Source organism: Salsuginibacillus kocurii DSM 18087 (genome assembly GCF_000377705.1).
Lineage (GTDB): Bacteria > Bacillota > Bacilli > Bacillales > Marinococcaceae > Salsuginibacillus > Salsuginibacillus kocurii.
This window is the reverse complement of record NZ_KB898627.1, coordinates 124,957-150,866: the sequence shown is the minus strand read 5'-3', so window position 1 is coordinate 150,866 and position 25,910 is coordinate 124,957. Positions and strand designations below refer to the sequence as shown.

The 25,910-nt window shown below is 42.2% G+C and carries 24 protein-coding genes; 19 read left to right on the top strand and 5 right to left on the bottom strand.

Features of this window, described 5'->3' with window-relative positions; genetic code table 11:
• The first annotated feature begins 131 nt into the window (after nucleotides 1-131).
• From D469_RS0111175 to D469_RS0111160, 4 genes are all read left to right on the top strand, one after another.
• Nucleotides 132-425: a Dabb family protein gene (locus D469_RS0111175; protein ID WP_018923482.1), complete on the top strand. Its 294-nt coding sequence runs from the start codon at nucleotides 132-134 to the stop codon at nucleotides 423-425.
• A 129-nt stretch (nucleotides 426-554) separates the two neighbouring features.
• Entirely contained in the window at nucleotides 555-1,757 is a 1,203-nt protein-coding gene (locus D469_RS0111170) for a class I SAM-dependent rRNA methyltransferase (protein ID WP_018923481.1), read from the top strand.
• Between the two features lie 54 nt (nucleotides 1,758-1,811).
• Nucleotides 1,812-2,522: a tetratricopeptide repeat protein gene (locus tag D469_RS0111165; RefSeq protein ID WP_018923480.1), complete on the top strand. Its 711-nt coding sequence runs from the start codon at nucleotides 1,812-1,814 to the stop codon at nucleotides 2,520-2,522.
• A 291-nt stretch (nucleotides 2,523-2,813) separates the two neighbouring features.
• Nucleotides 2,814-3,218 carry a magnetosome magnetite crystal formation protein family gene (locus D469_RS0111160; protein WP_018923479.1) on the top strand — a complete coding sequence of 135 codons (405 nt, stop codon included), beginning with the start codon at nucleotides 2,814-2,816 and terminating at the stop codon, nucleotides 3,216-3,218.
• Between the two features lie 4 nt (nucleotides 3,219-3,222).
• Here D469_RS0111160 and D469_RS0111155 read toward each other — a convergent pair whose 3' ends face one another.
• Nucleotides 3,223-4,026: a carbon-nitrogen family hydrolase gene (locus tag D469_RS0111155; RefSeq protein ID WP_018923478.1), complete on the bottom strand. Its 804-nt coding sequence runs from the start codon at nucleotides 4,024-4,026 to the stop codon at nucleotides 3,223-3,225.
• Nucleotides 4,027-4,129: 103 nt separating this feature from the next.
• Nucleotides 4,130-5,113, bottom strand: coding sequence for a zinc-binding dehydrogenase (locus D469_RS21180; RefSeq protein WP_018923477.1), 984 nt, complete (start codon nucleotides 5,111-5,113; stop codon nucleotides 4,130-4,132).
• A 296-nt stretch (nucleotides 5,114-5,409) separates the two neighbouring features.
• On the opposite strand from D469_RS21180, the gene D469_RS0111145 reads away from it, so the two are divergent.
• From D469_RS0111145 to D469_RS0111135, 3 genes are all read left to right on the top strand, one after another.
• On the top strand, nucleotides 5,410-7,287 hold the full coding sequence (locus D469_RS0111145; protein WP_018923476.1) for a cytochrome c oxidase subunit I: 1,878 nt from the start codon (nucleotides 5,410-5,412) through the stop codon (nucleotides 7,285-7,287).
• A gap of 72 nt (nucleotides 7,288-7,359) precedes the next feature.
• Nucleotides 7,360-7,707, top strand: a complete 348-nt coding sequence (locus D469_RS0111140; RefSeq protein ID WP_018923475.1) for a hypothetical protein — start codon at nucleotides 7,360-7,362, stop codon at nucleotides 7,705-7,707.
• 33 nt (nucleotides 7,708-7,740) lie between these two features.
• Nucleotides 7,741-8,121, top strand: a complete 381-nt coding sequence (locus D469_RS0111135) for a hypothetical protein (RefSeq protein ID WP_018923474.1) — start codon at nucleotides 7,741-7,743, stop codon at nucleotides 8,119-8,121.
• A 198-nt stretch (nucleotides 8,122-8,319) separates the two neighbouring features.
• On the opposite strand, the gene D469_RS0111130 is transcribed toward D469_RS0111135, so the two are convergent.
• Entirely contained in the window at nucleotides 8,320-9,609 is a 1,290-nt protein-coding gene (locus tag D469_RS0111130) for a coiled-coil domain-containing protein (protein ID WP_018923473.1), read from the bottom strand.
• Nucleotides 9,610-9,885: 276 nt separating this feature from the next.
• Between D469_RS0111130 and D469_RS0111125 the strand changes: the two genes are divergently transcribed.
• The 3 genes from D469_RS0111125 to panF all read left to right on the top strand — a co-directional run bounded on the left by D469_RS0111125 (nucleotide 9,886) and on the right by panF (nucleotide 12,773).
• The gene (locus D469_RS0111125) at nucleotides 9,886-10,704 is read left to right on the top strand and encodes a FixH family protein (RefSeq protein WP_018923472.1); all 819 of its coding nucleotides are present in this window, start codon (nucleotides 9,886-9,888) and stop codon (nucleotides 10,702-10,704) included.
• A gap of 336 nt (nucleotides 10,705-11,040) precedes the next feature.
• Nucleotides 11,041-11,319, top strand: a complete 279-nt coding sequence (locus D469_RS0111120; protein WP_018923471.1) for a YhdT family protein — start codon at nucleotides 11,041-11,043, stop codon at nucleotides 11,317-11,319.
• Nucleotides 11,316-12,773, top strand: a complete 1,458-nt coding sequence (gene panF / locus D469_RS0111115) for a sodium/pantothenate symporter (protein ID WP_018923470.1) — start codon at nucleotides 11,316-11,318, stop codon at nucleotides 12,771-12,773. Before D469_RS0111120 ends, panF begins: the two co-directional genes overlap by 4 nt.
• A gap of 192 nt (nucleotides 12,774-12,965) precedes the next feature.
• Here panF and D469_RS0111110 read toward each other — a convergent pair whose 3' ends face one another.
• On the bottom strand, nucleotides 12,966-14,225 hold the full coding sequence (locus D469_RS0111110; RefSeq protein ID WP_018923469.1) for an AraC family transcriptional regulator: 1,260 nt from the start codon (nucleotides 14,223-14,225) through the stop codon (nucleotides 12,966-12,968).
• Between the two features lie 261 nt (nucleotides 14,226-14,486).
• Here D469_RS0111110 and D469_RS0111105 point away from each other — a divergent pair, with 261 nt between their 5' ends.
• Nucleotides 14,487-15,053, top strand: a complete 567-nt coding sequence (locus tag D469_RS0111105) for a 3-dehydroquinate synthase II domain-containing protein (protein WP_018923468.1) — start codon at nucleotides 14,487-14,489, stop codon at nucleotides 15,051-15,053.
• Between the two features lie 149 nt (nucleotides 15,054-15,202).
• A complete protein-coding gene (locus tag D469_RS22690) occupies nucleotides 15,203-15,325 on the top strand; it encodes a hypothetical protein (protein ID WP_018923467.1) in 123 nt (40 codons plus the stop codon).
• 72 nt (nucleotides 15,326-15,397) lie between these two features.
• Here the strand turns inward: D469_RS22690 and D469_RS0111095 are convergent, their stop codons facing one another.
• Nucleotides 15,398-16,291, bottom strand: a complete 894-nt coding sequence (locus D469_RS0111095) for a helix-turn-helix domain-containing protein (RefSeq protein WP_018923466.1) — start codon at nucleotides 16,289-16,291, stop codon at nucleotides 15,398-15,400.
• 529 nt (nucleotides 16,292-16,820) lie between these two features.
• Between D469_RS0111095 and D469_RS0111085 the strand changes: the two genes are divergently transcribed.
• The 7 genes from D469_RS0111085 to nhaC all read left to right on the top strand — a co-directional run bounded on the left by D469_RS0111085 (nucleotide 16,821) and on the right by nhaC (nucleotide 25,705).
• Nucleotides 16,821-18,710 (top strand): ABC-F family ATP-binding cassette domain-containing protein, encoded by a 1,890-nt coding sequence (locus D469_RS0111085; protein ID WP_018923464.1) that lies wholly within the window; start codon nucleotides 16,821-16,823, stop codon nucleotides 18,708-18,710.
• A gap of 78 nt (nucleotides 18,711-18,788) precedes the next feature.
• Nucleotides 18,789-19,565, top strand: a complete 777-nt coding sequence (thiM, locus tag D469_RS0111080; protein WP_018923463.1) for a hydroxyethylthiazole kinase — start codon at nucleotides 18,789-18,791, stop codon at nucleotides 19,563-19,565.
• Nucleotides 19,566-19,770: 205 nt separating this feature from the next.
• Nucleotides 19,771-20,739 carry an ATP-grasp domain-containing protein gene (locus D469_RS0111075; protein WP_018923462.1) on the top strand — a complete coding sequence of 323 codons (969 nt, stop codon included), beginning with the start codon at nucleotides 19,771-19,773 and terminating at the stop codon, nucleotides 20,737-20,739.
• A gap of 192 nt (nucleotides 20,740-20,931) precedes the next feature.
• Nucleotides 20,932-21,516 (top strand): TetR/AcrR family transcriptional regulator, encoded by a 585-nt coding sequence (locus D469_RS0111070; RefSeq protein ID WP_018923461.1) that lies wholly within the window; start codon nucleotides 20,932-20,934, stop codon nucleotides 21,514-21,516.
• 83 nt (nucleotides 21,517-21,599) lie between these two features.
• Nucleotides 21,600-22,502 carry a cation diffusion facilitator family transporter gene (locus D469_RS0111065; protein WP_018923460.1) on the top strand — a complete coding sequence of 301 codons (903 nt, stop codon included), beginning with the start codon at nucleotides 21,600-21,602 and terminating at the stop codon, nucleotides 22,500-22,502.
• Nucleotides 22,503-22,596: 94 nt separating this feature from the next.
• Nucleotides 22,597-24,183, top strand: coding sequence for a peptide chain release factor 3 (locus tag D469_RS0111060; RefSeq protein ID WP_018923459.1), 1,587 nt, complete (start codon nucleotides 22,597-22,599; stop codon nucleotides 24,181-24,183).
• Nucleotides 24,184-24,304: 121 nt separating this feature from the next.
• The gene (nhaC, locus tag D469_RS0111055; RefSeq protein WP_018923458.1) at nucleotides 24,305-25,705 is read left to right on the top strand and encodes a Na+/H+ antiporter NhaC; all 1,401 of its coding nucleotides are present in this window, start codon (nucleotides 24,305-24,307) and stop codon (nucleotides 25,703-25,705) included.
• The last annotated feature ends 205 nt before the right edge of the window (nucleotides 25,706-25,910 follow it).

Here is a 25,910-nt window from a genome sequence, read left to right as displayed (position 1 = left end):
CTATAATACTACAATTTTAGTCACGGTTCTATAATATTTTACAGATCCAAGAAGTTAGTCCTTGTCTTATAACTTTGGAGAAGACATTTTTCTGTTCTACGTTTAAGATGGAGAAAGGAGGGATGAAAATAATGATTGAACACGTAGTGATATTAAAATTTAAAGAGGAAACGACAGAAGCACAGCGAGATGAGGCTGCAAAAAAGCTGCAGAGCTTAGAGAACGAAATCCCTGGCATTATTGATTTAAAAGCAGGGCGTAACTTTTCAGAAAGAGGTCAAGGATTTGATGTCGGTCTGACCGTTCGTTTTGAAGATAAAGCTGCTCTAGAAGCTTATGGCCCGCACCCGAAGCATAAAGAAGTAACTTCTTACTTAAAAGAAATCGGCATGGTCGATATCATTGTGATGGATTTTGAACTTTAATGGTGCTTCGATGTTAAGAAGGATCAGCAGGGTCTGAATCCTTCTTCTAGGCTAATGTTTTCCTGGGAATAATGTGACATATCTTATGTTATGATAGAGGGCATGACAAGTAAGCGAGGAGACAAGTGCATGGTAAGAGATCAAAAGTCCGTTACTATTCAGTCAAGATTTGCAACTAAGTTTAAGAGCGGTTATCCGTTTATATTTGACGAGGCGTTAGTAGAACATAAAACAGAGCTTCCGGAAGAAGGGGCACTCTTGCACCTTTACAATGCAGAGGACGGCAATTTCATCGGCACTGGCTACCACGGCAGACAGACCCGGGGGCTGGGCTGGGTATTAACACGCCGTCAGGATGAAGCAATTGATGATGCGTTTTTTGAGCGAAAACTTAAACTTGCTTTTAAGCGCAGGTCTGCTTTTTTTAAGTCGGATGAGACAACCGCTTTTCGGGTGTTTAATGGAGAAGGCGATGGATTTGGCGGCCTGACCATTGACTATTTTGACGGTTACTATTTGCTAAATTGGTTTAGTGCTGGTGCTTACAGCTTTAAGTCAGCGGTTTTAAATGCCTTGAAGCAGCACGGAGCTAAAGGGGTTTATGAAAAGAAAAGGTATCAGACCGGTGAAATTGTAGAAGAAGATGATGATTTTGTTGAAGGTGAGCGGGGAAGTTTTCCGCTTGTTGTGAAAGAAAATGGTATTCATTATGCCATTCATTTAAATGATGGACCGATGGTAGGTGTGTTTTTAGACCAGCGTGATGTGAGAAAAAGGCTTCGTTTAACGGAAGCAAAAGATAAAACCGTATTGAACACATTTTCGTATACTGGGGCTTTTTCCGTAGCAGCCGCTTTAGGCGGGGCGGCTCATACGACCAGTGTAGATTTGGCCAATCGCAGTTACAGCAAGACGATTGAACAATTCAGCATGAATGGGCTTGATTATGAAGCGCACGATATTATCGTTCAAGATGTATTTGATTACTTTACCTATGCAAAGAAAAAAGGACTCTTGTTTGATCTTGTAGTTTTAGACCCTCCTGCCTTTGCCCGCTCAAAAAAACGAACGTTCAGTGCCAAAAATGATTATACGTTCCTTCTTAAAGAAGCGATTGCTCTAACTGATAAAAAAGGAAGCATTATTGCGTCTACCAATGTAAGTACGTTGAGCATGGAACAGTTTAAGAAATTTGTAAAAAAAGCGTTTCAAGAAAGTGGCCATAGCTATCAGATAAAAGAAGAGTTCACTTTGCCGGCGGATTTTCGGGTTACGAACGCCTATCCGGAAGGTGACTATTTAAAAGTGCTCCTGATTGAAAAAACAACATAAACATCGAGCGTGGCTTTAAGCTTCTGTAGCTCTGACAAAGAGAAGGAGGCAGCCGTGATTAAACAATGGGTCGTCTTGGCTGGATTATTTATTAGTGTGGTTGGAGTGTATATTGTATTGGCCGGTGGCTGGATTAATTTAAATGAAACATCCGAAGAAGATGCAATAGAACCCGAAGACCAGGAGGAGAGCACGGCTGTATTGAATTATATGAGCACTGGGGAAATAGAAGAACTAGTAGAAAAAGAGCCGGACCATTTGAACGCCCGTCTGCATTTAGGGTTTCATTATATTGAACAGGGTATGGAGGCAGAAGCATTAGGCCAATACGAACAAGCTGTTCAAGTAGATGGTCAAAACCGAAATGCCTGGCTGGGCCTCGGAAGAGCACAGCTAAAGATGGAAAATTTCGCAGAGGCGCTTGAGGCGAGGGAACAAGCCGTGCAGGTGGCCCCCGATTACCAGGCTCACGTTCAATACGCTGAAATCTTACTGCTTGAAGACTTGGAAAAGGCGAAAGCTCAAGCAGTAAAAGCAAAAGAGCATGTTAAACGTTCGAACCCTGAAGCATTTATCGTTCCTTTTATTGAAGGCATCGAGGTTTTAAAAGAAGATGTGGAGAAGGACCCGTTTTATGCTAGTAAAGAATTTTTAAGTAGTCAGTTCTTTTCAAGTCGTAGCTTGGAAACAGAATTTATTGAGCGGGTGAGCGAGCAGCACCAATTGTCTGAAGCAGAAAGCGAAGCGTTGCATCAGCTTCGCTGAATTCTATGAACTGGAAACATTACGGCTTAGAAGGAAAAGGAGGGGCTGTTTCCTACGTCAGTCCAAACCTCAGCAAATCAGCCAGAATAAGCTCGGTTTCACCCCAGGCTCACAAGTGAACTCAGCTCTTTACCTGAAGCAGGAGCCTATCCTCTTCCGGTTGCTAAGTCCATTTCATACCTTAATCATTTGGTCCTCCTTTACATTTCAGCTCACAGTTCTGAAACGAATAAGCCTTATAGCTCGTACATAAAAGAAATACACCTATAAAAAAAGAAAGGAGGGGGTGTGATGCCAGCAACAGGAAAAGGGAAGGCCGTCGCCGCTTGTGGGTATCTTATTCCGATGGTGTTCCATCTCCCCATTATTAGTTTAGTCGGCTTATTCTTCTATAAATCTATTTTTAAAGGAAAGTCGATGTTTCAAGAGCATCACCTTAATGAAAATATCAATGTGCAATTGTCTGTTCATATTTATGGACTGGCTCTAGCAATTTTCTTGCTTTTTTTAGCGAAAAGTCCAGGTATGATTCTTCCGGGCTCATCAGCAACTTTGCATGGTGTAGCTGCATTTGTATTATTAGGGATGGTGCTTGTTATATATGTAGCCTGGTGGATTGGCATGGTAATTGCTATTATCGCTGCGCTCTGCGGCTATCATTTTAAATTTCCGCTCACTCTCCGTATTTTTAGGTGAAAGCTTATTTAATTGGTTTGTTCCGGTAAAGGTGAGGAACTCGGCTGGAGAAGACAGGTACATTTTTTCGTACTGCCTTGACATTTTCAAGGTTTATATCTGCATGTAATACTTCTTCTTGATCAGCTGTTCCTGTCGTAATCATATTTCCCCACGGATCGACTACCATCGATCTCCCCGCAAATTTTATTCCATCATAACTTCCGATGCGATTTACCGAGACAACATACATTTGATTCTCAATCGCTCGCGCCTGCTGAAGAATCTCCCAATGGCTTGCTCGCGCGTCCGGCCACTCAGCTGGGATGAATAAGACTTCGACTCCTTGCAGGGCAAGTTCGCGTACAATTTCCGGGAATCTTAAATCGTAACAAATAATGATGCCGCAGGTTATGCCGTCAAGTGTGAAGCTCTGAACAGGAGAGCTCCCCCCTATTAAATAATCCGGTTCGTTTAACATAGGAACAAGGTGAAGCTTATCATAGCTATACACCAATTCGCCGCTACGATTAATAATCAAGGCACGATTAACAATTCCAGCGGATGTATTTATTGCAATTGAACCAGCTACAAGGTGAACATCATACTGCTTAGCAAGTTGTTTCATCAGTTCCAAGGTTGTGTCATCTTCAGATTCAGCTAGCTGATGTAGCTCTGGCAATGTATAAGCAGTGGTCCACATTTCAGGCAAGACCACCACATCCGTGGTAACGGAAGCAAGCTCTTGTGCAAACCAACGTTTTATCACTTCTCGATTTGCTGCTGGGTCGCCAGGGATAATGTCCATCTGAAATAGCGTCATTTGCATGTCTTTCCACCTCTTCTTTATATGTGGCACCGTTGTCATTATGGCCGGTGCTGATTCTAGTAACGACGTTTTGTAACCCGCAATCTGTACGTTTGAAATATGTTCATCCGTTAGGTTTCAAAAGAATTTTTCCTTTTTTTCCTCTGGAGCGAAATGCTTCATGAGCCTCCCGGAAGTCTGCAAGTGAATAAATGCTAGAAATAGTTGGCTGTAATTTTCCTTCTTCAAACCAGGTGATAATTTGCTGCAGGTCTTCTTTTAGTCTATCATGTCTTTTTTTCCGCTCCATAGCAATAAAGTAAACGCGTACAGCTTTTTTCTGCTGGCAAATTTTCAAGCGTAAACCTTGTAAGCCTGCAGCGAAATAATTCCCTTCTATGAGGCCATATATGGCTAATGTTCCATTTGTAGATAAATGGTCAAAGCCTCTTTTCCAACTTAACGGACCAACAGGGTCAAAAACGGCTTGCACTTCATGTATGCCATGTTGCTTTAATGCATCACCAAGATGGTCGTTATAATCAATGAAGGAGCTCCCGAAGGATTCAATATATGAACGACTGGCTGTAGAACCGGTAGCAATGGCCTTGACCCCGTGCAAACGGCATAAGTCCATTAAAGCGCTTCCGACGCCTCCACTTCCCCCCTGTATAAGCACCAGATCGCCACTTTGCACGTGTGCTGTGCGAAATAGGAGCTGATAAGCCGTTGTATAGTTTAAAGGGAGACATGCCAGCTGGGCCAGTGAAGCTGCTGTTTCACACGGAATGGTCTCTTCAACAGGAAGTGCTGTGTATTGAGTATAGGCACCTGTTTCTGTTAACGCCGCTACATATTCACCTTTAAGAGTACTGCTGACATTTCGGCCGACGCCAACAACCTCTCCAACGAGGTCATAACCCGGTGTAAATGGAGGTTTTGGCTGTCCGAGATAGCTTCCGTTTATCATCATTAAATCAGCGTTCGCTACTCCACAATAGTGAACCCGGACAATTACTTCATCAGCTTTTGGAGCAGGGATACTTTCTTCGATCATGGTTACATGAGGGTGTTTTCCTGTCCTTTCAATCAGCACACTGCGGTTCATAAGCACCTCCAAGTAAACTAGAACAAAAATAACTGCCTTCCAACATGTATTGTTATGAATAGTATGACATGAAACTGCTTCTTCTGCGTACTGATTCCTTACGTTCAGGTGACTTCCTATTCGTTAACAAAGCCAACGTTAAAGTAACAGCCTTCTCTTAATGTTTTCTTTTTCCTTAATGCCTCTTTGTTAAAAGGTGAAATTAAGAATTACTTCGGTTAATTTTATCCTTTGCTGGAAAGGATACTTAAATGAGCGAAATGAGAAGTACATAAACGCGTGGGAGGTAGGGATTTGTGAGTGCACATGCTGAAGAAATTTCACTGAAATCTGTACTGTGGGACTGGCTTAGAACAGTTGATCATAAGAAAGTTGCCGTTCTTTATTTACTTGGTGGTACCTTCTTTTTTCTAAAAGCGGGAGTTATGGCGCTGTTGATGAGAATTCAACTTATGTATCCGGAATTAACTCTATTAACAGGGCAAACGTATAAGGAAATTATGACGATGCACGGAGTAGTCATGCTTTTTTTGGCAGCTACCCCGTTATTGTTTGCGTTTATGAATTTCGTTGTTCCTCTTCAAATAGGAGCCCGTGATGTTGCTTTTCCTTTTTTAAATGCGTTAGGATTTTGGATTTTCTTCTTTGGCGGCCTTTTGCTAAGCTTGAGCTGGTTTTTTGGGGGAGCTCCAGATGCAGGTTGGACAGGGTATGTTCCCTTATCAAGCAGGGGGTACGGCCATACAGGTTTAGATTTTTATGTGCTTGGTTTGCAAGTAAGTGGTATCGGCACATTGATATCTGCAATTAACTTCCTGGTTACGATTATTAACATGCGGGCACCTGGTATGACGATGATGCGTCTCCCTCTATTTGTATGGACCACACTGGTTTCTTCTCTCCTTATTTTATTTGCGTTTACGCCCTTAGCTGCCGGCCTGCTGCTATTAATGATGGATCGAATTTTTGGCGGCCAATTTTTCATTCCAGAAGCCGGGGGCAATGTCTTGATTTGGCAACATATCTTCTGGATTTTCGGACATCCTGAAGTATACCTCCTCGTTTTGCCGGCCTTTGGCATGATTTCAGAAGTGATTCCGGCTTTCTCGGGAAAGCGGCTGTTTGGTTATACAGCTATGGTGTTTGCCACTCTTGTTATTGCGTTCTTAGGATTTATGGTTTGGATGCATCACATGTTTACGGTTGGGGTGGGCCCTATATCGAATTCCGTATTTGCTATTGGAACAATGGCCATTGCAGTTCCTACCGGTATTAAAATTTTTAACTGGATCTTTACGATGTGGGGCGGGAAAATTGTGTTTTCTACTGCCATGCTTTGTGCCTCCTCTTTTATCCCGACATTTGTACTAGGAGGGGTAACAGGGGTAATGACAGCCATGGCACCTGTAGATCAGCTCTATCATGACACGTATTTTGTGGTTGCTCATTTCCATTATGTTTTAATTGGCGGAGTCGTCTTAGGTTTATTCGGTGGCTTGTATTATTGGTATCCAAAGATGTTTGGCCATAAGTTAAATGAAATGCTTGGAAAGGCGATGTTTTGGTTATTTTTCACCGGCTTTCACTTAACCTTTTTTATTCAGCACTTCTTAGGGTTGATGGGTATGACGCGCAGAATTCACACCTATTTGGCAGAGTATGGGTTTTCGTATCTGAATTTCCTCTCCACTGTTGGTACGTTTTTGATGGCAATTGCTGTCATCATTTTGATTATTAATGTTATTTATTCAGCGTATAAAGGAGAACGTGAAAATATGGACGATCCATGGAATGCCAGAACGCTTGAATGGTCAACCTCGACACCGGTACCTGAATACAATTTTGCTCAGACTCCGCAAGTGCGGTCGTTAGACCCTTGGTTTTATGAAAAAGTGCATGGAGACAGTAAAATGCTTCCTGCTGAACCTTTAAAAGATATTCATATGCCAAATCCTACGATTTTACCGTTTTTGATTAGTGTCGGGCTATTTTTAATCGGTTTTGGGTTTATCTCTTATAACTTACCGCAAGTCGTTATCATGCCCGAAATAATTATCGGCGCCGGCGCATTGCTTACGTTCGGTTCTATGTTAGTCCGGTCTGTAAAAGAAGATCATGGCTACTATATACCTGTTGAAGAAGTAAATGAGCGAGAGAAAAAATACTACTCATAGGAAGTGAACTTACTTGTGCTCGAAATATGCTTGTTTAAATATCTTCTGCCTTGGGGAGCAGGTCTTATCACTATGGCAGTAATGATCATTTTACACCGGACAGTCGAACGAGAATTTCATCGGGGGCAGTCTGTCCCCGTCCTTCATTTAATTAATATTTTAGTGACTTTGCTCGTGTACGGGACTTGGATCATCGCTCTGTATGGCGTACTGGCAGGTTTCGCACGTGAAGCAGGATGGTTTCAAGTTTTTCTGCTCGCTACGCTAAAACCTTTGCCTTTTGTCCTTTTCGTTTATTGGTTTTTCAACCGTTGGCTTCGTCGCTATATGTGTCCTTACATTGTGGAACCAGACAGTAATGTCATTTATTTAAAAGAACGAATTTACCGAGAAGCAATAAAGCATAATCCTGTTCAATAAGACGTTATTACAGTGAGAGAGGGGAGGGTCTTAATGGAAGAATGGTTAATACGAGTTTTTGTCCCTACCGTGATCGCCATCACGACTATGACCATAATGCTTGTTAGAATACGAAAGGCGGATAAAGCATTGAACTGGCGTAAATTAAACAGTTCGGTTCATATATTAAATGTAAGTCTTGCCTTATTTGCTTATTCTCTTACATTTACTGCCCTTTATGTTATTCTCTTTGGCTATGCTCAAGGCATAGGCTCGTTTGAACTGATGAGAATGGCGTTTTTTCAACCTTTAGTCTTCGTAGTCATCTCTTATTGGGGCCTTAACCGTTTTATGCGTTGGATGCTGCGCCCTTATGTACGTATGAAAGGAAGCAATGTCCTTTATTTAAAAAAGAGCATTTATCAAGGAAGATAGAAAAACGGGGTGATTTCCACCCGGTGTAGTGAGATAGCCCAAATTCTGAGGTCGTCTGTGTGTCTACTTGCAATAATAGGAAGAACCCGTAGCCGACAGTGAAAATAAAAGACAACGTTAACCAGTACAAAAAGAATAGACCACCCTCCTATGAAGGGTTGATCTATTCTTTTTCGTAATTGATTCAATTACAAGGGTTCAAGTGACAGTTTCCTCTGTGTTCAGGTGCAGGATCATGTTCTCAACCTCTTGTAAAGCCTGGTCTTTAGCTTCGTTTAAGGCTGAGCTTTTGTCTTCTTCAGATTTATTTTTCTCTTGCAGCTGGTGAAGAAAACGTTCAGAGACTTCTTTCATGTTTCGTAAATGTTCATGGTTGTAGTCTAATTGCGTAAAAAAGCTTTGCAGATCATTAATTAGTTTCTCTTTTAATGAATTAATAAAGGTGTCACTTGCTTCCACTTCTCGTACGACTTGTCCGGAAATTTGGTCAATTTCATCACCGAAATTTTGCATTTCCCGATCTAACCTTGAGATTTCGATTCGACTCATCACATTCAAGCGTTTTAAATAATCCATTTTTCCTTTGATGGCAGAGAATTGGGTCTCAACTCCACTCATTTCCTCTTCAAAAACCGCTTGCTCCTCACGAAAAGCTGCAATCTCTTGCTCAAAGATAGCCAGTTCATCAACAAATTGAGAAATCTCCACTTGCAGCTTATTAATCTTTTCATCAAACGCACTTTGCGGAACAGAAAGAGGTTGTTTTTGCTCTGCCTCTTGAAGAAGCTGGGCGATGGTGTTCAGCGTTTGTACTCGTGCGTCTGCGTCACTTTCAGACTCAAGTAAGTCCATGGCGTTCTTGAGTTCACTCATTTGTTCAGTTATTATTGCTTGGTTATCTGTACTTGGTTGTCCGTTTTTTGTTTGAACTGCTTCTTGAATTAACTGTTTAAAAAATGACAACCGCATCGATCTTAATTCGTTGCTGTAATTCATCAGTCCGTTTATTTTTTCAATGAATGTTTCATTCCACTTATTGAGCTGGTTTACATGTTCATAGGCACTATTGTATTGATTTTTCATTTCGTTAGAAAATTCTTTAATATTTTGCGAAATGACGCCAAAAGCTTTGCCATTGCCACCGAGCCTGCGTGAATGAATCATGGCATTTATGGAAACCATTTCAATATCAATGATATATTTGCGAATGGTTTCAATTAATTTTTTCATTGCATTAATACTTTGCTCTTCGCTCGTTTCCTCAGATAAGAAGCGCTCAAGGTAAGCTTTTAATTCATCTTCATCTATGAAATGATCAATCGAATTTGCATAGGTTTGTTCAATTTCTAGCAAAAGGTCGATCACCGTTTCTTGAGTGGATGCAGTTGTAGGTTGGATGTGTTCTATGTATGAATCAATTGAATGTCTAACTTGAGCAAGAAGCTGGGGACTGGTGGAACGTGTCATTTCTTTTGTATCCTTAGTCATAGATACCACCTCGAAAATGTCAGTTTAAGCGAGCCTTATGAACGAAGGAGCAGGATTGGATAACGGCTCAAATGAATCATTATACCTATCATAGCATGGATTTTTTTGTACGAGTATACTTTTTTCACCGGCAGGTAAAATGGTCGGATAGGGGGACAACTTGACTAATGCGTTATTTTCATCGATTTGCAACAACTTTTACAGCCAAGTGATTGTATATAAAACCTTCACTCTTTAAGATAGAATTAATACATAATTTGGAGGGAAATGGCCACTATGAATAAAATAATTATTGCGACAGGGCTGTTTTTCATGCTTACGGCATGCGGTACACAGGAAGAAGATGAATCAAGCGGTGAAAATGGGCTTGACCCAGTAGAACCGATCGATGTTGAAGTTACAATGGATGAAGAAATCGAGCCGGGAGACCATATGTTAGAAACGAAAGTGACCCAAGCAGATGAACCAGTCACTGATGCAGATGAAGTTGTGTTTGAAGTCTGGGAACACGGTCAAAAGCATCACAGTGACATGGTAGAAAAAGAAGAGCAGGAAGAAGGAGTATACAGAGCTGAGTACTCCTTTGCAGAAGATGGAATCTACCATGTTCAGCCCCATGTAACGGCAAGAGACATGCATTCCATGCCGGTGCACGATGTAATTGTTGGTGATGTAGACCAAGAAGACATTGATGCTTTAGAGGAAGAAGAGGAAGAAGAAGAAAGCGAGTATATGGAAGAACATGGAGGGCACGATGAATCTGATGAACATTCCGACAGCCATGAACATGAACACGAACATGAAGACCATCATAGTGATGTGCTAGAGACATTTTTCTCAAAAAGTGAGGTCGATGGGGAATATCAATTAAACGTTCAAATTAATAAAGAAGGCATTGAGTTTCAAGAAGGTGACGTTCGCTTTGAGATATGGAAGGATGGAGAAGAAGATCGTATTTGGCTAGATGCTTCTGAAGAAGAACCGGGCAGCTATACCGCTGAAACTGAACTTGAAGAGGATAGCTATCAAGTTATGATTCATGTGGAAAAGGATGACTTGCATGAGCACGAACAAGAAACGTTAGAGATTGACTGACTATAAGATTAATGATGGAAAAAATAATAGAAACGACGTAGAATAAAAGAGGTGATCCTGTTCTGAACGGGATGACCTCTTTTTATAATTGCTCTGGTAGAGTTTGTTTTGAAATGTGAAATCGTAGCGCAGGCAGCGAATCCTGCGGGCGTAGGTGGTTCGAATACCCTACAGGAAGTAAGGCGGATGCGGGGCACATTCGCGGAAAGTACTGATAACTCGGTCCTTTACCGTTGGGAGAAGCCCTTCATCGCTTGAAGAGGGTGTTTTCTCGCCTATTTTAGATAAATTAACTGAGAGGTATGTAACAGAGGTACTGAAAAAGGGGGGAGCATAATGGATTTGACAGACCGGAGAATGAAAGTAGCTCACCGGGAAGCAAAAATTGGTGTAGGATTAGCTCTCATTCATTTTATACTTTGGTTTGCGCTTGCTTATGGTCTCGGTTCAGGTGATGTTGCGGATTATACGTATGTTTTTGGAATGCCTGCTTGGTTTTTCTACAGTTGTATCGTTTTGTCCGGCTTTATGATTATAGTAGTTACTTTTGTAGTGAAGCTATTTTTTAAAGAAGTCCCTTTCGAGGATCAAGAGGAAGAGAGGGAGACAAAATGAACTGGTCAATAATTATTCCTCTTATTGCGTTTTTAGTGTTGATTTTTGCTACAGGTTTTTGGGCTTCTGGCTACATACGCAACAAAGCTAATTTTCTGCAGGAATATTTTCTAGGCAGCCGTGAACTAGGCGGATTAGTCTTAGCTATGACGATGGTAGCTACGTTTGGGAGTGCCAGCAGTTTTGTGGGCGGTCCGGGAGCTGCTTATACTGAAGGGTTGGGCTGGGTTTTGCTTGCCATGACCCAAGTAGTGACGGGCTACTTTGTGCTAATGATATTAGGGAAAAAATTTGCAGTTGTTGCAAGAAAGTATGACGCTGTCACCCTTGTCGATTATTTGCGGAAAAGATATAACAGCAGAGCGGTCGCTTTGGTCGGAGCTCTTAGCATCATGATCTTTTTGTTTGCTGCGATGACTGCTCAGTGGGTAGGTGGTACTCGTCTAATTGAAGCGGTGACTGGTCTTACATATACGCAAGCGTTAGTACTTTTTGCTTTTGTAGTGCTTATTTATGTGTTGCTCGGGGGTTTCCGGGCTGTGGCTGTTACCGATACGATTCAAGGTTTGATCATGTTCGTTGGAACGATTGTCATTTTAGCCGGCGCTATTATAGCTGGGGGTGGCCTCCCGCAGATAATGGCTGATTTGGCAAATGAAAACGCAAATCTCGTAAGCCCTTATGGTCATGATGGTAGCCTCACGCCTTTATACCTGTCATCTTTTTGGATATTAGTCGGAGTTGGCGTGATTGGGCTACCGCAAGTAGCTGTCAGAGCGATGTCGTACCGAAATGCACGAGCGATGCATCGGGCCATAATTGTCGGTACAATTGTCATAACGGTGATGATTTTTTGTATTCATTTTGCTGGGGTGCTTGCCCGCCCAATAATGCCCGGAGTTTCAGATCCGGATTCGGTCATGCCTTTATTGGCGATGGAAGTTTTACCAGCTTGGGTTGCTGGGATTGTATTAGCGGCTCCGTTGGCAGCGATTATGTCTACCGTCGATTCTCTTCTTTTGCTGGTGAGTTCAGCTGTGGTAAGAGATGTATATTTACATGAATTTAAAAAAGATGCCACTGAAAGACATGTGCGTCGTGTGAGCCTGGGCGTAACTGGAGTACTGGGCATCGTTGTGTTTGCACTTGCTTTGACCCCACCTGAATTATTAATTTGGATGAATTTATTTGCTTTTGGCGGTTTACAGGCTGCTTTCATCTGGCCGCTCGTTTTGGGGTTATATTGGAACAAAGCAGAAAAGCATGGAGCGCTTGCTGCTATGGTTACCGGGGTGGTGATGTATGTATTTTTACATATCTTCATTCCAGAACCCCTCGGCATGCATACGGTCGTCTTGCCAGTGGTTGCATCCTTGCTTTTGTTCGTGTTGACTAGCAAACTTTTTCCTACCCAGGATAAACAGTCGGAGTTGAGTTCTGTCTCAATGTCATAAGGCGTGATGTCCAAGTTAGGACAGCAGGGGGGGACTCTTCATTTATTTTTAGCAGATGCAGGCTGACGAAGGCCAAAACCGCCCTGCTAGTTGTAGATTAAACGTATGAATAGATTAATTTATGAAAGGCAAAAAAGCCGTTCCACTTTGGGAGCGGCTTTTTTTCATAGGAGCTAGCTACGTCGATGATAGTTAGGAGCTGGAAGGTTCTTCTGTCGATACAGGGGGCTCTGTCGGCGTTTGCCGCCGATACTCGCTGGGCGTCACCCCGACATGTTCTTTAAACACTCGAGTGAAATGAGCTTGATTATAAAACGCAAAATAAAGGGCGATATCAAGTACTGAATAATTTGTGTGCAGCAAAAAGCGCCTGGCTTCATCGATCTTTTTTTGCATGACGTATTTTTTCATTGTCATACCCATTTCTTTTTTAAATAAGGTCGATAAATAGCTTTGGCTTACGCCAGCTGTCTCAGAAATATGTTTTAAACTCACCCGGTCAGAAATGGATTGGTGAATAGTTTGGATACATTGCTGAATGAGGGGAGAAACGCCGGGTGTTCGGTTTTCCTCCATCATGTTATGAAAGGCAATAAAATGATCACGTTCTAATTGTAATAATTCATTCCTTGTCTCGAGCTGTTCGACTCGATTAATGACATAGTCAGAATATGTTAAGGCGTCTTCTGGATTAACGCCTGTTTCAATTACCACTCTAGCCATTACAGTCGCCGAACAGATCATTCTATTTTTGAATGAACGAATAGGATCACCATTTCCTAAGTGAATACCTGTATATTCATCAAATTCTTGTAAAAGGTCATAAACCGAGTGGTCTTGGGATTTAAATCGATTTATGAATTCTTTTTCAAGCTCATAAGGGTGTTTGGCTACACGGCGGTCCCGGTATAATAGCAAGTCCCGAAATAGTACGTCAGGCCATAGTGTTTTATCTTGATCTACTTGGCGTGGAGAGAACTCAAAGACGCGCTTTCTGTCATTTTCGTTATGATTACTAAGGTGGAAAAGCGTAGTGGCACTATATTCCAAGCGGGTTGAGGAACATACATTTAGTTGACTATAATAGTGGAAAAGTTCTGATTCTTCTTGTAAATTCGCATTAAATGTCAACGCCACTTCGTGAATAGCCTGTTCGGTTAGTTTCTCTGTCAGTACCGGGCCTGCCAGGAAATAGCTTTCCTCTTCATCTTCTATTGGGCTGAGAATAAAGGTTAAATGACAATCATTTGCGTGGAATTCATAGGGGTTTACTACGGTTTGTGCTGAGATAGGTTCAATATCTTTACTAAGAGGAAAATCTAATAAGTCCTTTGGAAGAGAGCGGCTAGCCACACCATTGATTATGTAACGAATTGGTATAGCAGTACTATAATAGAAAGTATTCATGACGTGCGTTATTTTTTCATCAAGTAAGCGCTCTGTTCCTTCCATTCCACCTACTCCCCCTAATCATATAAAGACCTATCTCTAATGTAGCATAAAATACATAGGAGGTCATACAGTTTTGCCTTGCTTTATTTACAAATTAGTAACGAATTATGGTAATTTACATAGGTCTTTAGGTTCACTAAATATATTACTTTTGCTGTGAGAGGAGCTGTAATTTAATCTTCTCCCCTTGAAAGGAAGGGTGAACTGTAGCTCATAAAAAGTTATGATTAGAGAGGCATTTGTAAAAAGGAGGGTATCAATATGCAAAAAACGAATGAAGCACTTTGTTGGACGGACGCGGAAGTGATTGAAATACAATCCGTCGGAGAAGGGATGAGAGCATGTGTGGATGTGGCTGATGCTCTTGAACCAAATGAAGGGTTTTTTGTCGGCTCCACAGGTTCAGGTGGATTGCTTGTTTGTTCAGAAAATCGTGTGACCCCAGGGTATCCTCCACGTATTTTTCGAGTGAATGCGGGAGCCGTTCATCAGTACATATGGCGGGAGAAGCAAACAAAGTATTTGGCCGAATTAAGCGGAGGAGCTCTCTTAACTGCAGCTAACAGCACAAAAGAATATCGTGATATTGTTATTGGACGAGTGAAAATGGAAAGGCGTCCCTTACGGAAGTTGACGTGTAAAACGAGCGAAGGCGTTATAATTTCAGTCATGCTGCAGGAGTCAGAGAGTGTATATATCGCCGCTCATAATGGAGAGCCGCTATCATTTTTAGAAGTAAAAGAAGGAGATCGTTTGTTAGCTATCATTGATGAACCTGGTCGCCACTTAGGTGAGAAAATTGAAGAAGAGATTGTCGAGCGTAGTTAAAGTAGAATATGCCTACAATTATAACTTGACAGAATTTGTTCAAATATAGTTGCTTATCACGGAAAATGATGGAGCTTGTCCTGAGAGGGAGAACGCACCCCTTTTTGTTTCCTTTTATACTTAAAAAAACGATTAAGGGGTGCTGTGAAATGAAAACATTTATTGTAACTGCTTGTCTTGTAGTAGGACTTAGTGTCGTTTCATTTACAGGAGTAGCTGGAGCCGAATCGGATGAAAACATATATCCAAACGGCATGCCTCATCAACATTAAATTCATTTATTTCACTTTAGGGTTTGGATGAAAAGAGGAGCGTAAGGTACAAGGTTGAAGGGAGCCGAATGCTTAGGTTTGGGCAGACCCTTCCACTTGTACTCGCTCCTTTTCTAACAGTTCACGCTGCATACGAGCCAAATGCTCTTTTCGTTGTGCGGTTAGGATGTGAATTCCCTGTTCTATTGTTGCAATGCCTGCTTTTTGTTGTTCGAGCAGCTGACAGCTCCCCACTTGATAATGTAACTCCCCTAACAGATATAATTGTTCCTCACGAATACATAAACGAATGGCTTCCTCGGCTGTTTTTTTACTTCCTTCAATATCCCCAATATATTTTTTAACTTTTGAAAGGTTATATAAGACACGAATTTTAACGCGGACATCAATATTAGGGACATATTTCCAACTATTTATAGCTTTTTCATATGTTTTCTCCGCTTTTTCATACTCTTCATTTAAATCATAGGCGATTCCGATGCTGTTCAAAATCTCAATTTCTTGCTCTGAAATCAAGTCCGCATCTGTATATGTAAGATTCAAAGCCTCTTCAAGTACCTTCAACGCGTAAGGGTAGTTTTCTTGGACATGGATAATGCAGATCCCTTTATGCCATAAAACGAACTGTTTGGTATAATCATTCTCATGGAACAATTGTTCATTTTCTTTATCGATAAGTTGTAAAAGCTCTTCATAGGCTCGGTCTCTTATTAATCGTCTAATTTCACTCATCAGCACACTAATATAATCAGTGGTTTCGTATAAGCTTTTATCAAAGAAATAATTAACATCCAGGCAGAGTCGCTGCGCAATTTCAAATATAGTGGAGGAAAGCGGGATAACTTCTCCTTTTTCGATTTTAGAAATTTGAGCTTGAGTGCAAATACCATTAGCCAACTCTTTTTGGGTTAACCCCCGTAACTTTCGGTAATAACGAATGTTAAAGCCGATCCATTGATAATTCATAGTTTTTCCCTTCTTTCTTTTAATAAAGTTGAGGAATCTTCTTTTTTAAAAGAGTTTGGAATAAATCTGCATTGGGAACCTTGCAAGTCGTATTTTCGGCTTGAGAGTCTGTTTTCCTGAACTGTGCGGTGGCCACAGCCTCCTCGGTGGGAGAGAAGGGCTCTGCGTCGTTAATCAAGCTCGCTCCGCTTTTCTGTCTAGCTGCGGCGCCTAGAGGCTCGAGGATTTTTCTGCCCCAGACTCCGAGGAGCAAGCTCCTCTGCGCAGGTGCTGAAAAACTTGTCGCCTCTGAGCAAAGCGCCTCCGCTTTTCTGTCTAGCTGCAAGCAGCAGGGGCTCGAGGTCATAAGCCGTTCGCCTTCAAAGTCAAAGAGCGACTTTGGCGCCGCCCGTCTTATGCTTGACGCCCCTGAACGCTGCTTTCCGCTTTTCTATTAATATTATCATAGGTTTGTGAGAGAATGAGGTAAGTTCTTTATATACAAGCAGATTTGTTTTACTTAACTTTTAAAGGTTGAAGGATGGTTGAGATGAGTATATTAGTTGCCGATGAATTATATAAAACGATAGGTGAGAAGACGCTGTTTGACGGGATCTCGTTTACCATTGAGCCAAGGCAAAGAATTGGGTTAATTGGTGTAAATGGTACTGGGAAGTCTTCTTTGTTAAAAGGTTTAGCTGGGGTGGAAGGGTTTGAAAAAGGAAAAATTACCCACGCAAAAGATATGAAAATTGAATATTTGCCACAGGAACCAGATTTGGATGAAGATAAAACAGTACTTGATCAAATCTTTACCGGCGATGCCCCTGTGATTCGAACTCTGCGGGAATATGAGCGTGCTCAAAGAGCTTTAGAACTCAACCCTTCCGATCCGAAAGCTCAAGAGAACCTGCTAGCTAGACAACAGCAGATGGATGAACAGAATGCGTGGGAGGCAGGGACGCTTGCACGAACAGTCTTAAGCCAATTAGGTGTGCAATTTTATGATCAAAAAGTTGCTGCTTTGTCTGGTGGGCAGAAGAAGCGAGTTGCCATTGCCCGGGCTTTAATACAGCCTGCTGATTTATTAATACTGGATGAACCAACTAACCATTTGGACCAGGCTGTTATTGAATGGCTGGAAGAGTATCTGGCTACTTATCCTGGGGCTATTATTTTAGTCACGCATGATCGGTATGTCTTAAATCGAGTATGTAATTTAATTTTTGAGCTGGATAAAGGGAAGCTCTTTACATATGAAGGCAATTATGAAACGTTTCTTGCCAAAAAAGCTGAACGTGAAGAATTAGAAGCAAAAAATGAGACGAAGCGCCAAAATACGTTGCGGCGTGAACTGGCTTGGCTAAAAAGAGGGCCAAAAGCGCGGGGAACAAAGCAAAAAGCCAGAACAGAAAGAGCGCACGCGTTAAAAGAACAAGAAGGACCGGCTAAAAAGCAAGAGGTTGAATTTGCAGTTGGTTCAAAGCGTCTTGGTAAAAAGGTGATTGAAGCAGAAGAGACTTCATTAGCCTTTTCAGGAGATCCAATCATTAAGGATTTTTCTTATTTGGTTGTGCCTGATGAACGTTTAGGCATTATTGGTCCTAATGGAGCTGGCAAAACAACCTTACTTGATTTATTAAGTCGACGCCTTAGCCCTGATGAAGGTACAGTTACACATGGAGAAACGGTACACCTTGGCTACTACTCGCAAGAACAAGAAGATTTAGATCAAAATAAGCGGGTGCTTGAGTACATTCGCGAGATTAAAGAGGTCGTACAAACAGCAGACGGTAGAGAAATTACCGCAGAACAGATGCTTGAACGTTTTTTGTTTGGCCGGGACGTGCAGTGGAGTTATATTAAGCGTTTATCCGGTGGAGAACGGCGTCGATTATATTTGCTTAGTGTATTGATGCAGGAACCGAACGTTTTGTTTTTAGATGAACCAACCAATGACCTGGATACGGAAACGCTTAGTGTATTAGAAGACTATCTTGAGCAATTCCCCGGTGTTGTGATTACAGTTTCGCATGACCGTTACTTTCTCGACCGAACTGTCGATCATTTGCTGGTTTTGGATCGGTCCGGCCAGGTGAAACGTTTTACCGGGAATTATACAGATTACTTGGAAAGTCAAAAAACCGAAGCTCCTCCCTCTGTACAGAAACAAGCTTCAGACAATACGGGGAATCACTCCCGGCAAAAAAGAAAAAAGAAATTATCTTACAAGGAACAGCAAGAATATAACGGCATTGAAGACAGAATTGATGAATTAGAGCAGACGATAGAGAAAATTGATAAGCAAATCGCAGAAGCAGGCAGCGATTTTGAAACGATTCAGTCACTGCAGACAGAAAAAGAAGAGTTGGAAGCTACACTTGAGCGAACGATGGAACGCTGGGAAGAACTTGAGGCAAAACTAACAGGGGAAGAGTAAACAGGGTCATGTTCTACGAGAGCGGGAAGGACCACCCATCTTCGTCCTTACTCAACTTATGAAAGGAGTGCTAGTTCCTTGAAGGACATTCGGAACCGTCAACCTTTAATTCATTGTATGACAAATATGGTAGTAACAGAATGGACAGCGAACGGTTTATTAGCAATTGGAGCCTCACCGGTGATGGCATATGCTGAGGAGGAAGTTGAAGATATGGCCCGGGCGGCGAATGGTCTGTTACTGAATATCGGAACCCTTGATCAACCACAAATTGAAGCAATGGTTCGAGCAGGCCAGACAGCAAACCAGGCAGGTATACCTGTTGTTCTAGATCCAGTTGGCGCAGGAGCCACGCCCTTTCGTACAAAAATGGCCAGACGCCTTCTGCGGGAAGTAGAGATTACCCTCCTGCGTGGAAATAGCGGAGAAATAGCTGTTCTTTTAGGAGAAGAGGCCACAGTCAGCGGAGTCGAAGGTAAAAGTACCGGTGATCATGAGACACTAGCACAAGAAGCAGCCGCTACTTTCAACACCATGGTCTGTGTCACCGGTGAAGTGGATGCCGTTCATAATGGAGAAAAAGGTTACCTTGTCTTTAATGGGCATCCATGGTTAAGTAAGCTTGTAGGGACAGGGTGTATGCTCGGTGCAGTGCTTACAGCAGCACTTGCCGTTTCAGATGATCCGTTAAAGGCTTCCTGTGATGCACTGGCTTATTACGGCGTAGCCGCAGAACAAGCATATCAGCAATCAAAAGATCAAGGCATTGGCACTTTTAAAGAACAGTTTTTAAATCAGATCCATACTTTATCAACTGAGACTATTCTAAGAGAACAAAAGATACAGCATGTGTAATTGGTGAGTAGCCCTTTACCTGAAGGGGGGGTTCCTTTTCAAGATCGGGCAATTCACGTAGTCTAACGAAGGTATACTTCTCAAGGTGGAAGGTTTAATAAAGTTTGTTTCTAAAGTAAAGTGAAGGGCGCTTCTACAAGCATGATCTCGCCTTGGGTATTAATGTTTCTGTTTTAAGTTTAAATTCAAAAGGGGTGACTCTCTCATGTCTTGCATCTATATTTTGCATGAAAATGACGAGTGGACGGTACATTTAACTGATCGACTTGAAGAATTAGGGCTTCCTTATGAAACGTGGCACTTGCGAGCTGGATCCATTGATCTAAGTGAAACGCCGCCGGAAGGAATCTTTTATAATCGCATGAGTGCTTCCTCTCATACACGAGACCATCGCTTTGCACCGGAATATACAAGTGCGGTGCTTGCCTGGTTGGAAAGGCACGGAAGAGTAGTAGTGAATGGAAGCCGGGCGCTTGCGTTAGAAATCAATAAAGCAGCGCAATATATGGCATTGGAGACTGAAGGTATTGAAACGCCGAAAACAATCGTAGCTTCGGGTAATGAAGAATTAATCGAAGCTGCAGATAGATTCACAAATGAACCGTTTATTACAAAGCATAACCGTGCTGGAAAAGGGCTGGGTGTGCAGCTTTTTAAAAGCAAAGAAGCACTGGCAACACATGCGAAGAGTGCTTCATTTGAACCCTCTATTGATGGGTTAACGCTGTTGCAGGCGTATATTGAATCACCGGAAAGTTATATTACCCGCTGTGAATTTATTGGCGGCAAATTTTTATATGCTGTGCGGGTAGACACTTCAGAGGGGTTCGAATTATGCCCGGCTGAAGCATGTCGGATTGATGATTTGGCCTGTCCAGCTCCAGAAGCTGAAGAAACGGCTGCTCCTTTAGATCAACCCCCAATGTTTCAAATGACAGAAAACGTTGATCCTGAGCTGATTGAGAAGTATGAACGTTTGCTGAGAAGCAATGACATACAAGTGGCTGGAATTGAATTCATACGTAATGCTGCTGGTGAAGTTTTCACTTATGATATAAATACGAATACAAATTACAACCCGGAAGCGGAAGCAAAAGCAGGCACATACGGCATGCTAGAGTTAGCACAATATTTAGGCCGTTTATTAGCAGAACATACACAAGTTCAAGCATAAGAGATCGGATGAACATCCAAAGGTCAGTTCCACTAAATGGGACTGATCTTTTTACTTGGCTCAATTGAAAGACTGCATAGCTAGGAGCTGATCATATTGCTAATTATAGGAACTGATGCTATAATAACCATTATTGACTGACAGTCAGTCAATAAATTTAACCATTTAATAAGTGTAAAATGGGGGATAAGTATGAGGACCTCGACCGATAAGCGACAGCGGCTCATTGAAGCTGGGCTGCAAGAATTTGCCGATAAAGGACTTGAGCATACAAAAGTATCTAATATTGTGAAGCGGGCAGGTGTAGCTCAAGGAACTTTTTATTTATATTTTCAATCAAAAACGTCCCTTATACCAGCAATTGCAGACGATATGCTGCAAAAACTGCTGACTGAACAACGACGGCGGGTCGAACCGCTATCGACTCTGGCTGAACAATTAGAAGAGTTGGTGGATGTTACGTTTCAAGTGACAAATGAATATAAAGATGTTCTTGCCCTTTGTTATTCTGGTCTTGCCATTGAAGGGGAAATGAACCAGTGGGAAACGATCTATGAGCCGTACTATCACTGGATGACTGAGTTATTAAAGAAGGCACGCGAAGACGGAGAATTGAACCCTAATGTAAAAGAAGAGGTTAGAGCCAAAATGGTCATCAGCTTAATGGAGGAAAGTGCCGAACGTCTGTATTTATTTTCGAATCAGGATGAGGAAGCTAGTGAAGTAAGAGCTGAATTGCTGCATATGTTGCGAGCTTCATTACTACACGAAATGTAAGAGTTACAGCATTGAAGACGTTACAAAATACTAGTGAATATATACTGATTATAAGTCATTACATGGCAGGAGGTGAGTAGTTTATGAAGAAAGAATCTGTACTACTTCGTTATTCTGTCATTGGAGCATTGTTTTTTGCAGTTTTAGGGGTAGTTTGGGGGTTGCTGATTCAATCGCAAATGCTTCTTTTTGATGGAGTGTATTCCTTTCTCAGTGTGGGTCTATCACTTCTCTCTGTTGTAACAGCAAGGTTCATCAGGGCAGAAGATGAAGTGCGTTTTCCGTTTGGCAAAAGTAGTATTGAACCTCTTGTGATTACATTTAAGTATTTTGCCATACTACTCATGTGTTTTTATGCATTTTTTGTGGCTGCGGGTGACTTACTAAGCGGGGGACGAGAGGTTAATCCAGGACATGCTACTCTTTATGCTTTTATTGCTCTGACCGGGTGTTATATTGTCCAAAAGTATTTAAGGACACGGAATAAGAATTTGAAGTCTAAGTTAGTTGAAGCTGAAGCGAATCAATGGTTAATGGATACAGTTCTTAGTGTGGGAGTATTAGCAGGGTTTGGGGTAGCGTTAGGGATGGCTTACACCCCTTTCGCTCCTTATATACGCTATGTGGACCCGTTGATGGTTCTACTCGTTTCAGGTTATTTCATGAAAGTACCTCTTCAAGGGATGATAGAAAACGGCAAAGAATTGCTAGGTTTCACCGTACAAGATACGATTCGTTTAGATATAGAAGAGGTTGTGAAAGATATCCAAAAGTCATTTGGCTTTGAAGAGACATTCGTGCGAGTTACAAAGCTGGGGAGACGCTTGTTTATTGAAATTGATTTTGTTACTGGAAGAGAAACGACCATTTCAACCATTGTTGAAAGTGATAAAGTTAGAAATGAAGTATTTGAAAAGATCGAGCATGTAGATGAGGAAGCCTGGCTGACTATTTCCTTTACAGCTGACCGCAAGTGGGCACTTTAATCTGCATTTGAAAGACGAACTGTTCTCTTCTATACTAGGAGAGGATAAAAAGACAGAAGCAATTGATATATTGACCGATAGAAGGGGACAACGAATGACGAACTTAAAAGAAGAGATTGAAGCACGGAAAACCTTTGCTATTATATCTCATCCTGATGCCGGTAAAACAACGCTAACCGAGAAATTACTATATTTTGGGGGAATGCTCCGAGAAGCGGGCAGTGTTAAAGGAAAGAAAAACCAAAAGCATGCCACAAGTGACTGGATGGAAGTCGAACAACAGCGTGGAATTTCTGTAACGAGTTCGGTCATGGAATTTACGTATCAAGACCAGCAAATAAACATTCTTGATACGCCCGGACACGAAGATTTCAGTGAAGATACGTACCGCACCTTGACGGCGGCAGATTCAGCCACAATGCTGATCGATGTAGCCAAAGGGGTCGAAGCCCAGACGAAAAAGCTCTTTAAAGTGTGTAGCATGCGGGGGATTCCGATCTTCACTTTCATTAATAAGCTGGACCGGCAAGGGCGGGATCCGTTTGAGCTGATGGAAGAGCTTGAAGAGGTGCTTGGCATTCGTTCGCACCCCATGAATTGGCCAATCGGCATGGGCCAGGATTTTCAAGGTGTATATGACCGCAAACAAAATAAGCTTGAACTCTTCGACTCGGAAGCAGGACATATTGAAACGCTTGATGTTACTGGGCCGGACGATCCTGTCTTTGATGAAAATATTGAAGCTGCTTTGCTTGAACAGTTCCGCGAAGAAGTTGAGCTTCTTGATATTGCTGGCGATCCTTTTGATGAAGAGAAGGTTGCTACTGGAGAACTCACGCCTATTTTCTTTGGGAGCGCAGTGGCCAACTTTGGCGTACAAAATTTTCTCGAGCATTTTCTCAAGATGGCGCCATCCCCTGCTCCACGCGTGAGCGACCAGGGAGTCGTGGACCCGGTGGAAAGTCCGTTCTCTGGTTTTATTTTCAAAATCCAAGCGAACATGAATCCGAAGCATCGTGACCGCATCGCTTTTATGCGCATTACGTCTGGTAAATATGAGCAGGGGATGACAGTCAATCATCCGCGGCTTGGGAAACCAATGCGGCTTGCCCAACCAACGCAGTTTTTGGCGCAGGACCGTAGTATTGTAAAAGAAGCGTATGCAGGAGATATTATTGGTCTGTTTGACCCAGGCACCTTCCGAATTGGTGACACGCTGGCAGAGAAGGGTGACTTTCATTTTGAAGAAATGCCTCATTTCTCGCCGGAGCATTTTGCGGCGATTGCGCCAAAAGATGTTATGAAGCACAAATCGTTCGATAAAGGGATTGAACAGTTAACGGAAGAAGGAGCTGTGCAGTTGTTTCGAACGCTCAATCGTACGATAGAACAACAGATTATCGGCGTAGTGGGTGTGCTTCAGTTTGAAGTGCTTGAACAACGACTGCAGACTGAGTATAATGTCAATTTGACGATGGACCGCCTGACTCATTCGGTCGCACGCTGGGTAAGCGGTAGCGAGGATGCAATAAAAGAGTTAAAACGGCGTCATCCATTTTTGGTAACGGATCGCCATGGCCGAATTGTGGCTTTGTTTGAAAGTGAATTCCAGTTTAAAATGGCTCAGGATAAATATCCGGATATTAGCTTTTATGAGAATTCCTATCATAAAGAAGATTAAAAGGCTGAACCACAATGCACGGAGTTTGGAGGGAAACTTCGAGGTGCAAGGTGGTTCTCTTTTCAACACATCACTTTAGCACGTCGACGTATTTATGTGTGAAATTAGGGGGAAGAGAGTCATGGGAGATAATAAAGAGAAAGAAGTGCCCTTGTCTGTTTCAAATGGAGAAGCAGTGGCGGTCATTCTCGGAATATTAACGGTCATTGGGGTAGGTTTAATTGCGTATGAAGCGCCGCCGCATGTGCCGATCTTTTTCGTTGTTATGCTGCTTGTTGTCTATAGTTTTGTTCGTCGGGTTCCTTGGCGTGAAACTGAAGCCGGAATGATTCAAGGAATACAAGCTGGCATAGTACCAATTGTCATCTTTATTTTAATAGGTGTACTAATTAGTGTCTGGATGAGTGCCGGCACAATTCCTACGTTTATATATTACAGTTTTCAAGTCATAGATCCTTCAATTTTTGTAGCTAGTGTTTTTGTAGTAACTGCGGTGGTTGGTGTTTCAATCGGCAGCTCATTTACAACAGCTTCAACAATCGGAGTATCATTTATGACACTTGCTGCCATGATGGATATGAATTTGGCACTTGTGGCTGGAGCGGTCGTTTCAGGAGCACTAGTAGGCGATAAAATGTCTCCGCTTTCCGATACGACAAATCTAGCTTCTTCTGTGGGCCGTGTCGACTTGTTTGAGCATATTCGCCATATGATGTGGACGACACTGCCAGCGTTTGTAATTACATTGCTGCTTTATTTAATCATTGGCAGCGGGGGAACGAATGTAGATATGTCAGCGCTGCAAGTCTTGATGGGAGAAATGCATGAGGCTCAAATCATTCATCCGCTTTCGTTGCTGCCGGCAGTAGTTATTGTGATTTTGGCTGTACGCCGGACACCAGCTATTCCGACTATGCTCGCGGGAATCGGTACTGGGTTATTGGTTACTATATTTATGAACCCAGGATATTCGGTCAGTGAATTTCTCCTGTTTATTCAAGAGGGATATGCCCCTGCTACAGAAAACGAAGAATTAAATGAAATGCTTGCTCAGGGCGGAATTGAAGGAATGATGTGGCCAGTTTCCCTTCTTATTTTGACACTAAGCATGGGCGGAATGCTGCAATCATTTGGGCTGATTCAACAATTGATGACAATGGTGCAATCGTTTGTGAAATCGAGTGGCCGCTTAATTACCTCTACTGTAGGAACAGCGCTAGGTATTAACTTAACCTTAGGGGAACAATACATGTCGGTTATTTTAACCGGTAAAGCCTATGAGGAACGTTATCAAGACCTAGGACTTGCTCGGAAAAATATGACACGGGCGATTGAAAATGGTGGTACATTAATTAATGCAATTATTCCCTATGGAGTAAGCGGTGTGTTTATGGCCTCGGTGTTAGAAGTGGATGTCCTAGCCTTTGCCCCATTTGCCTTTTTCTGTTTGCTCGGGCCAATTCTGGCGCTTCTGTATGGATGGACTGGAAAAAGTATGCCGAAAGAAGAAGGCAGAGTGTAAGGGCACTGTCGCGTACCATACTTTTCTTTCTTCAATCCGTTTAAAAGAATTTAGTTGTATTGCACACATGAACCCCGGTCCTGTTCGGATTGGGGTTTTTATATGATCAGCCCCCCTCCTTTTAAAAACACCGGCAGCTGAAACAAGGGGATATTCATTTAGTGAAAAAGGATTAACCTACTGTTAAAGATCAGAACACGTATAT

Bases quoted from the DNA above. Each gene is read 5' to 3' on its own strand.
- D469_RS0111120 (WP_018923471.1), top strand. From the start codon at position 11,041: ATGGATTTGACAGACCGGAGAATGAAAGTAGCTCACCGGGAAGCAAAA.
- D469_RS0111135 (WP_018923474.1), top strand. From the start codon at position 7,741: ATGGAAGAATGGTTAATACGAGTTTTTGTCCCTACCGTGATCGCCATC.
- D469_RS0111140 (WP_018923475.1), top strand. From the start codon at position 7,360: ATGGCAGTAATGATCATTTTACACCGGACAGTCGAACGAGAATTTCAT.
- D469_RS22690 (WP_018923467.1), top strand. From the start codon at position 15,203: ATGAAAACATTTATTGTAACTGCTTGTCTTGTAGTAGGACTTAGTGTC.
- panF (WP_018923470.1), top strand. From the start codon at position 11,316: ATGAACTGGTCAATAATTATTCCTCTTATTGCGTTTTTAGTGTTGATT.
- D469_RS0111160 (WP_018923479.1), top strand. From the start codon at position 2,814: ATGCCAGCAACAGGAAAAGGGAAGGCCGTCGCCGCTTGTGGGTATCTT.
- D469_RS21180 (WP_018923477.1), bottom strand. From the start codon at position 5,113: ATGAACCGCAGTGTGCTGATTGAAAGGACAGGAAAACACCCTCATGTA.
- D469_RS0111175 (WP_018923482.1), top strand. From the start codon at position 132: ATGATTGAACACGTAGTGATATTAAAATTTAAAGAGGAAACGACAGAA.
- D469_RS0111125 (WP_018923472.1), top strand. From the start codon at position 9,886: ATGAATAAAATAATTATTGCGACAGGGCTGTTTTTCATGCTTACGGCA.
- D469_RS0111075 (WP_018923462.1), top strand. From the start codon at position 19,771: ATGTCTTGCATCTATATTTTGCATGAAAATGACGAGTGGACGGTACAT.
- D469_RS0111170 (WP_018923481.1), top strand. From the start codon at position 555: ATGGTAAGAGATCAAAAGTCCGTTACTATTCAGTCAAGATTTGCAACT.
- D469_RS0111060 (WP_018923459.1), top strand. From the start codon at position 22,597: ATGACGAACTTAAAAGAAGAGATTGAAGCACGGAAAACCTTTGCTATT.
- D469_RS0111155 (WP_018923478.1), bottom strand. From the start codon at position 4,026: ATGCAAATGACGCTATTTCAGATGGACATTATCCCTGGCGACCCAGCA.
- D469_RS0111065 (WP_018923460.1), top strand. From the start codon at position 21,600: ATGAAGAAAGAATCTGTACTACTTCGTTATTCTGTCATTGGAGCATTG.
- D469_RS0111095 (WP_018923466.1), bottom strand. From the start codon at position 16,291: ATGAATTATCAATGGATCGGCTTTAACATTCGTTATTACCGAAAGTTA.
- D469_RS0111110 (WP_018923469.1), bottom strand. From the start codon at position 14,225: ATGGAAGGAACAGAGCGCTTACTTGATGAAAAAATAACGCACGTCATG.
- D469_RS0111085 (WP_018923464.1), top strand. From the start codon at position 16,821: ATGAGTATATTAGTTGCCGATGAATTATATAAAACGATAGGTGAGAAG.
- D469_RS0111070 (WP_018923461.1), top strand. From the start codon at position 20,932: ATGAGGACCTCGACCGATAAGCGACAGCGGCTCATTGAAGCTGGGCTG.
- D469_RS0111105 (WP_018923468.1), top strand. From the start codon at position 14,487: ATGCAAAAAACGAATGAAGCACTTTGTTGGACGGACGCGGAAGTGATT.
- nhaC (WP_018923458.1), top strand. From the start codon at position 24,305: ATGGGAGATAATAAAGAGAAAGAAGTGCCCTTGTCTGTTTCAAATGGA.
- D469_RS0111130 (WP_018923473.1), bottom strand. From the start codon at position 9,609: ATGACTAAGGATACAAAAGAAATGACACGTTCCACCAGTCCCCAGCTT.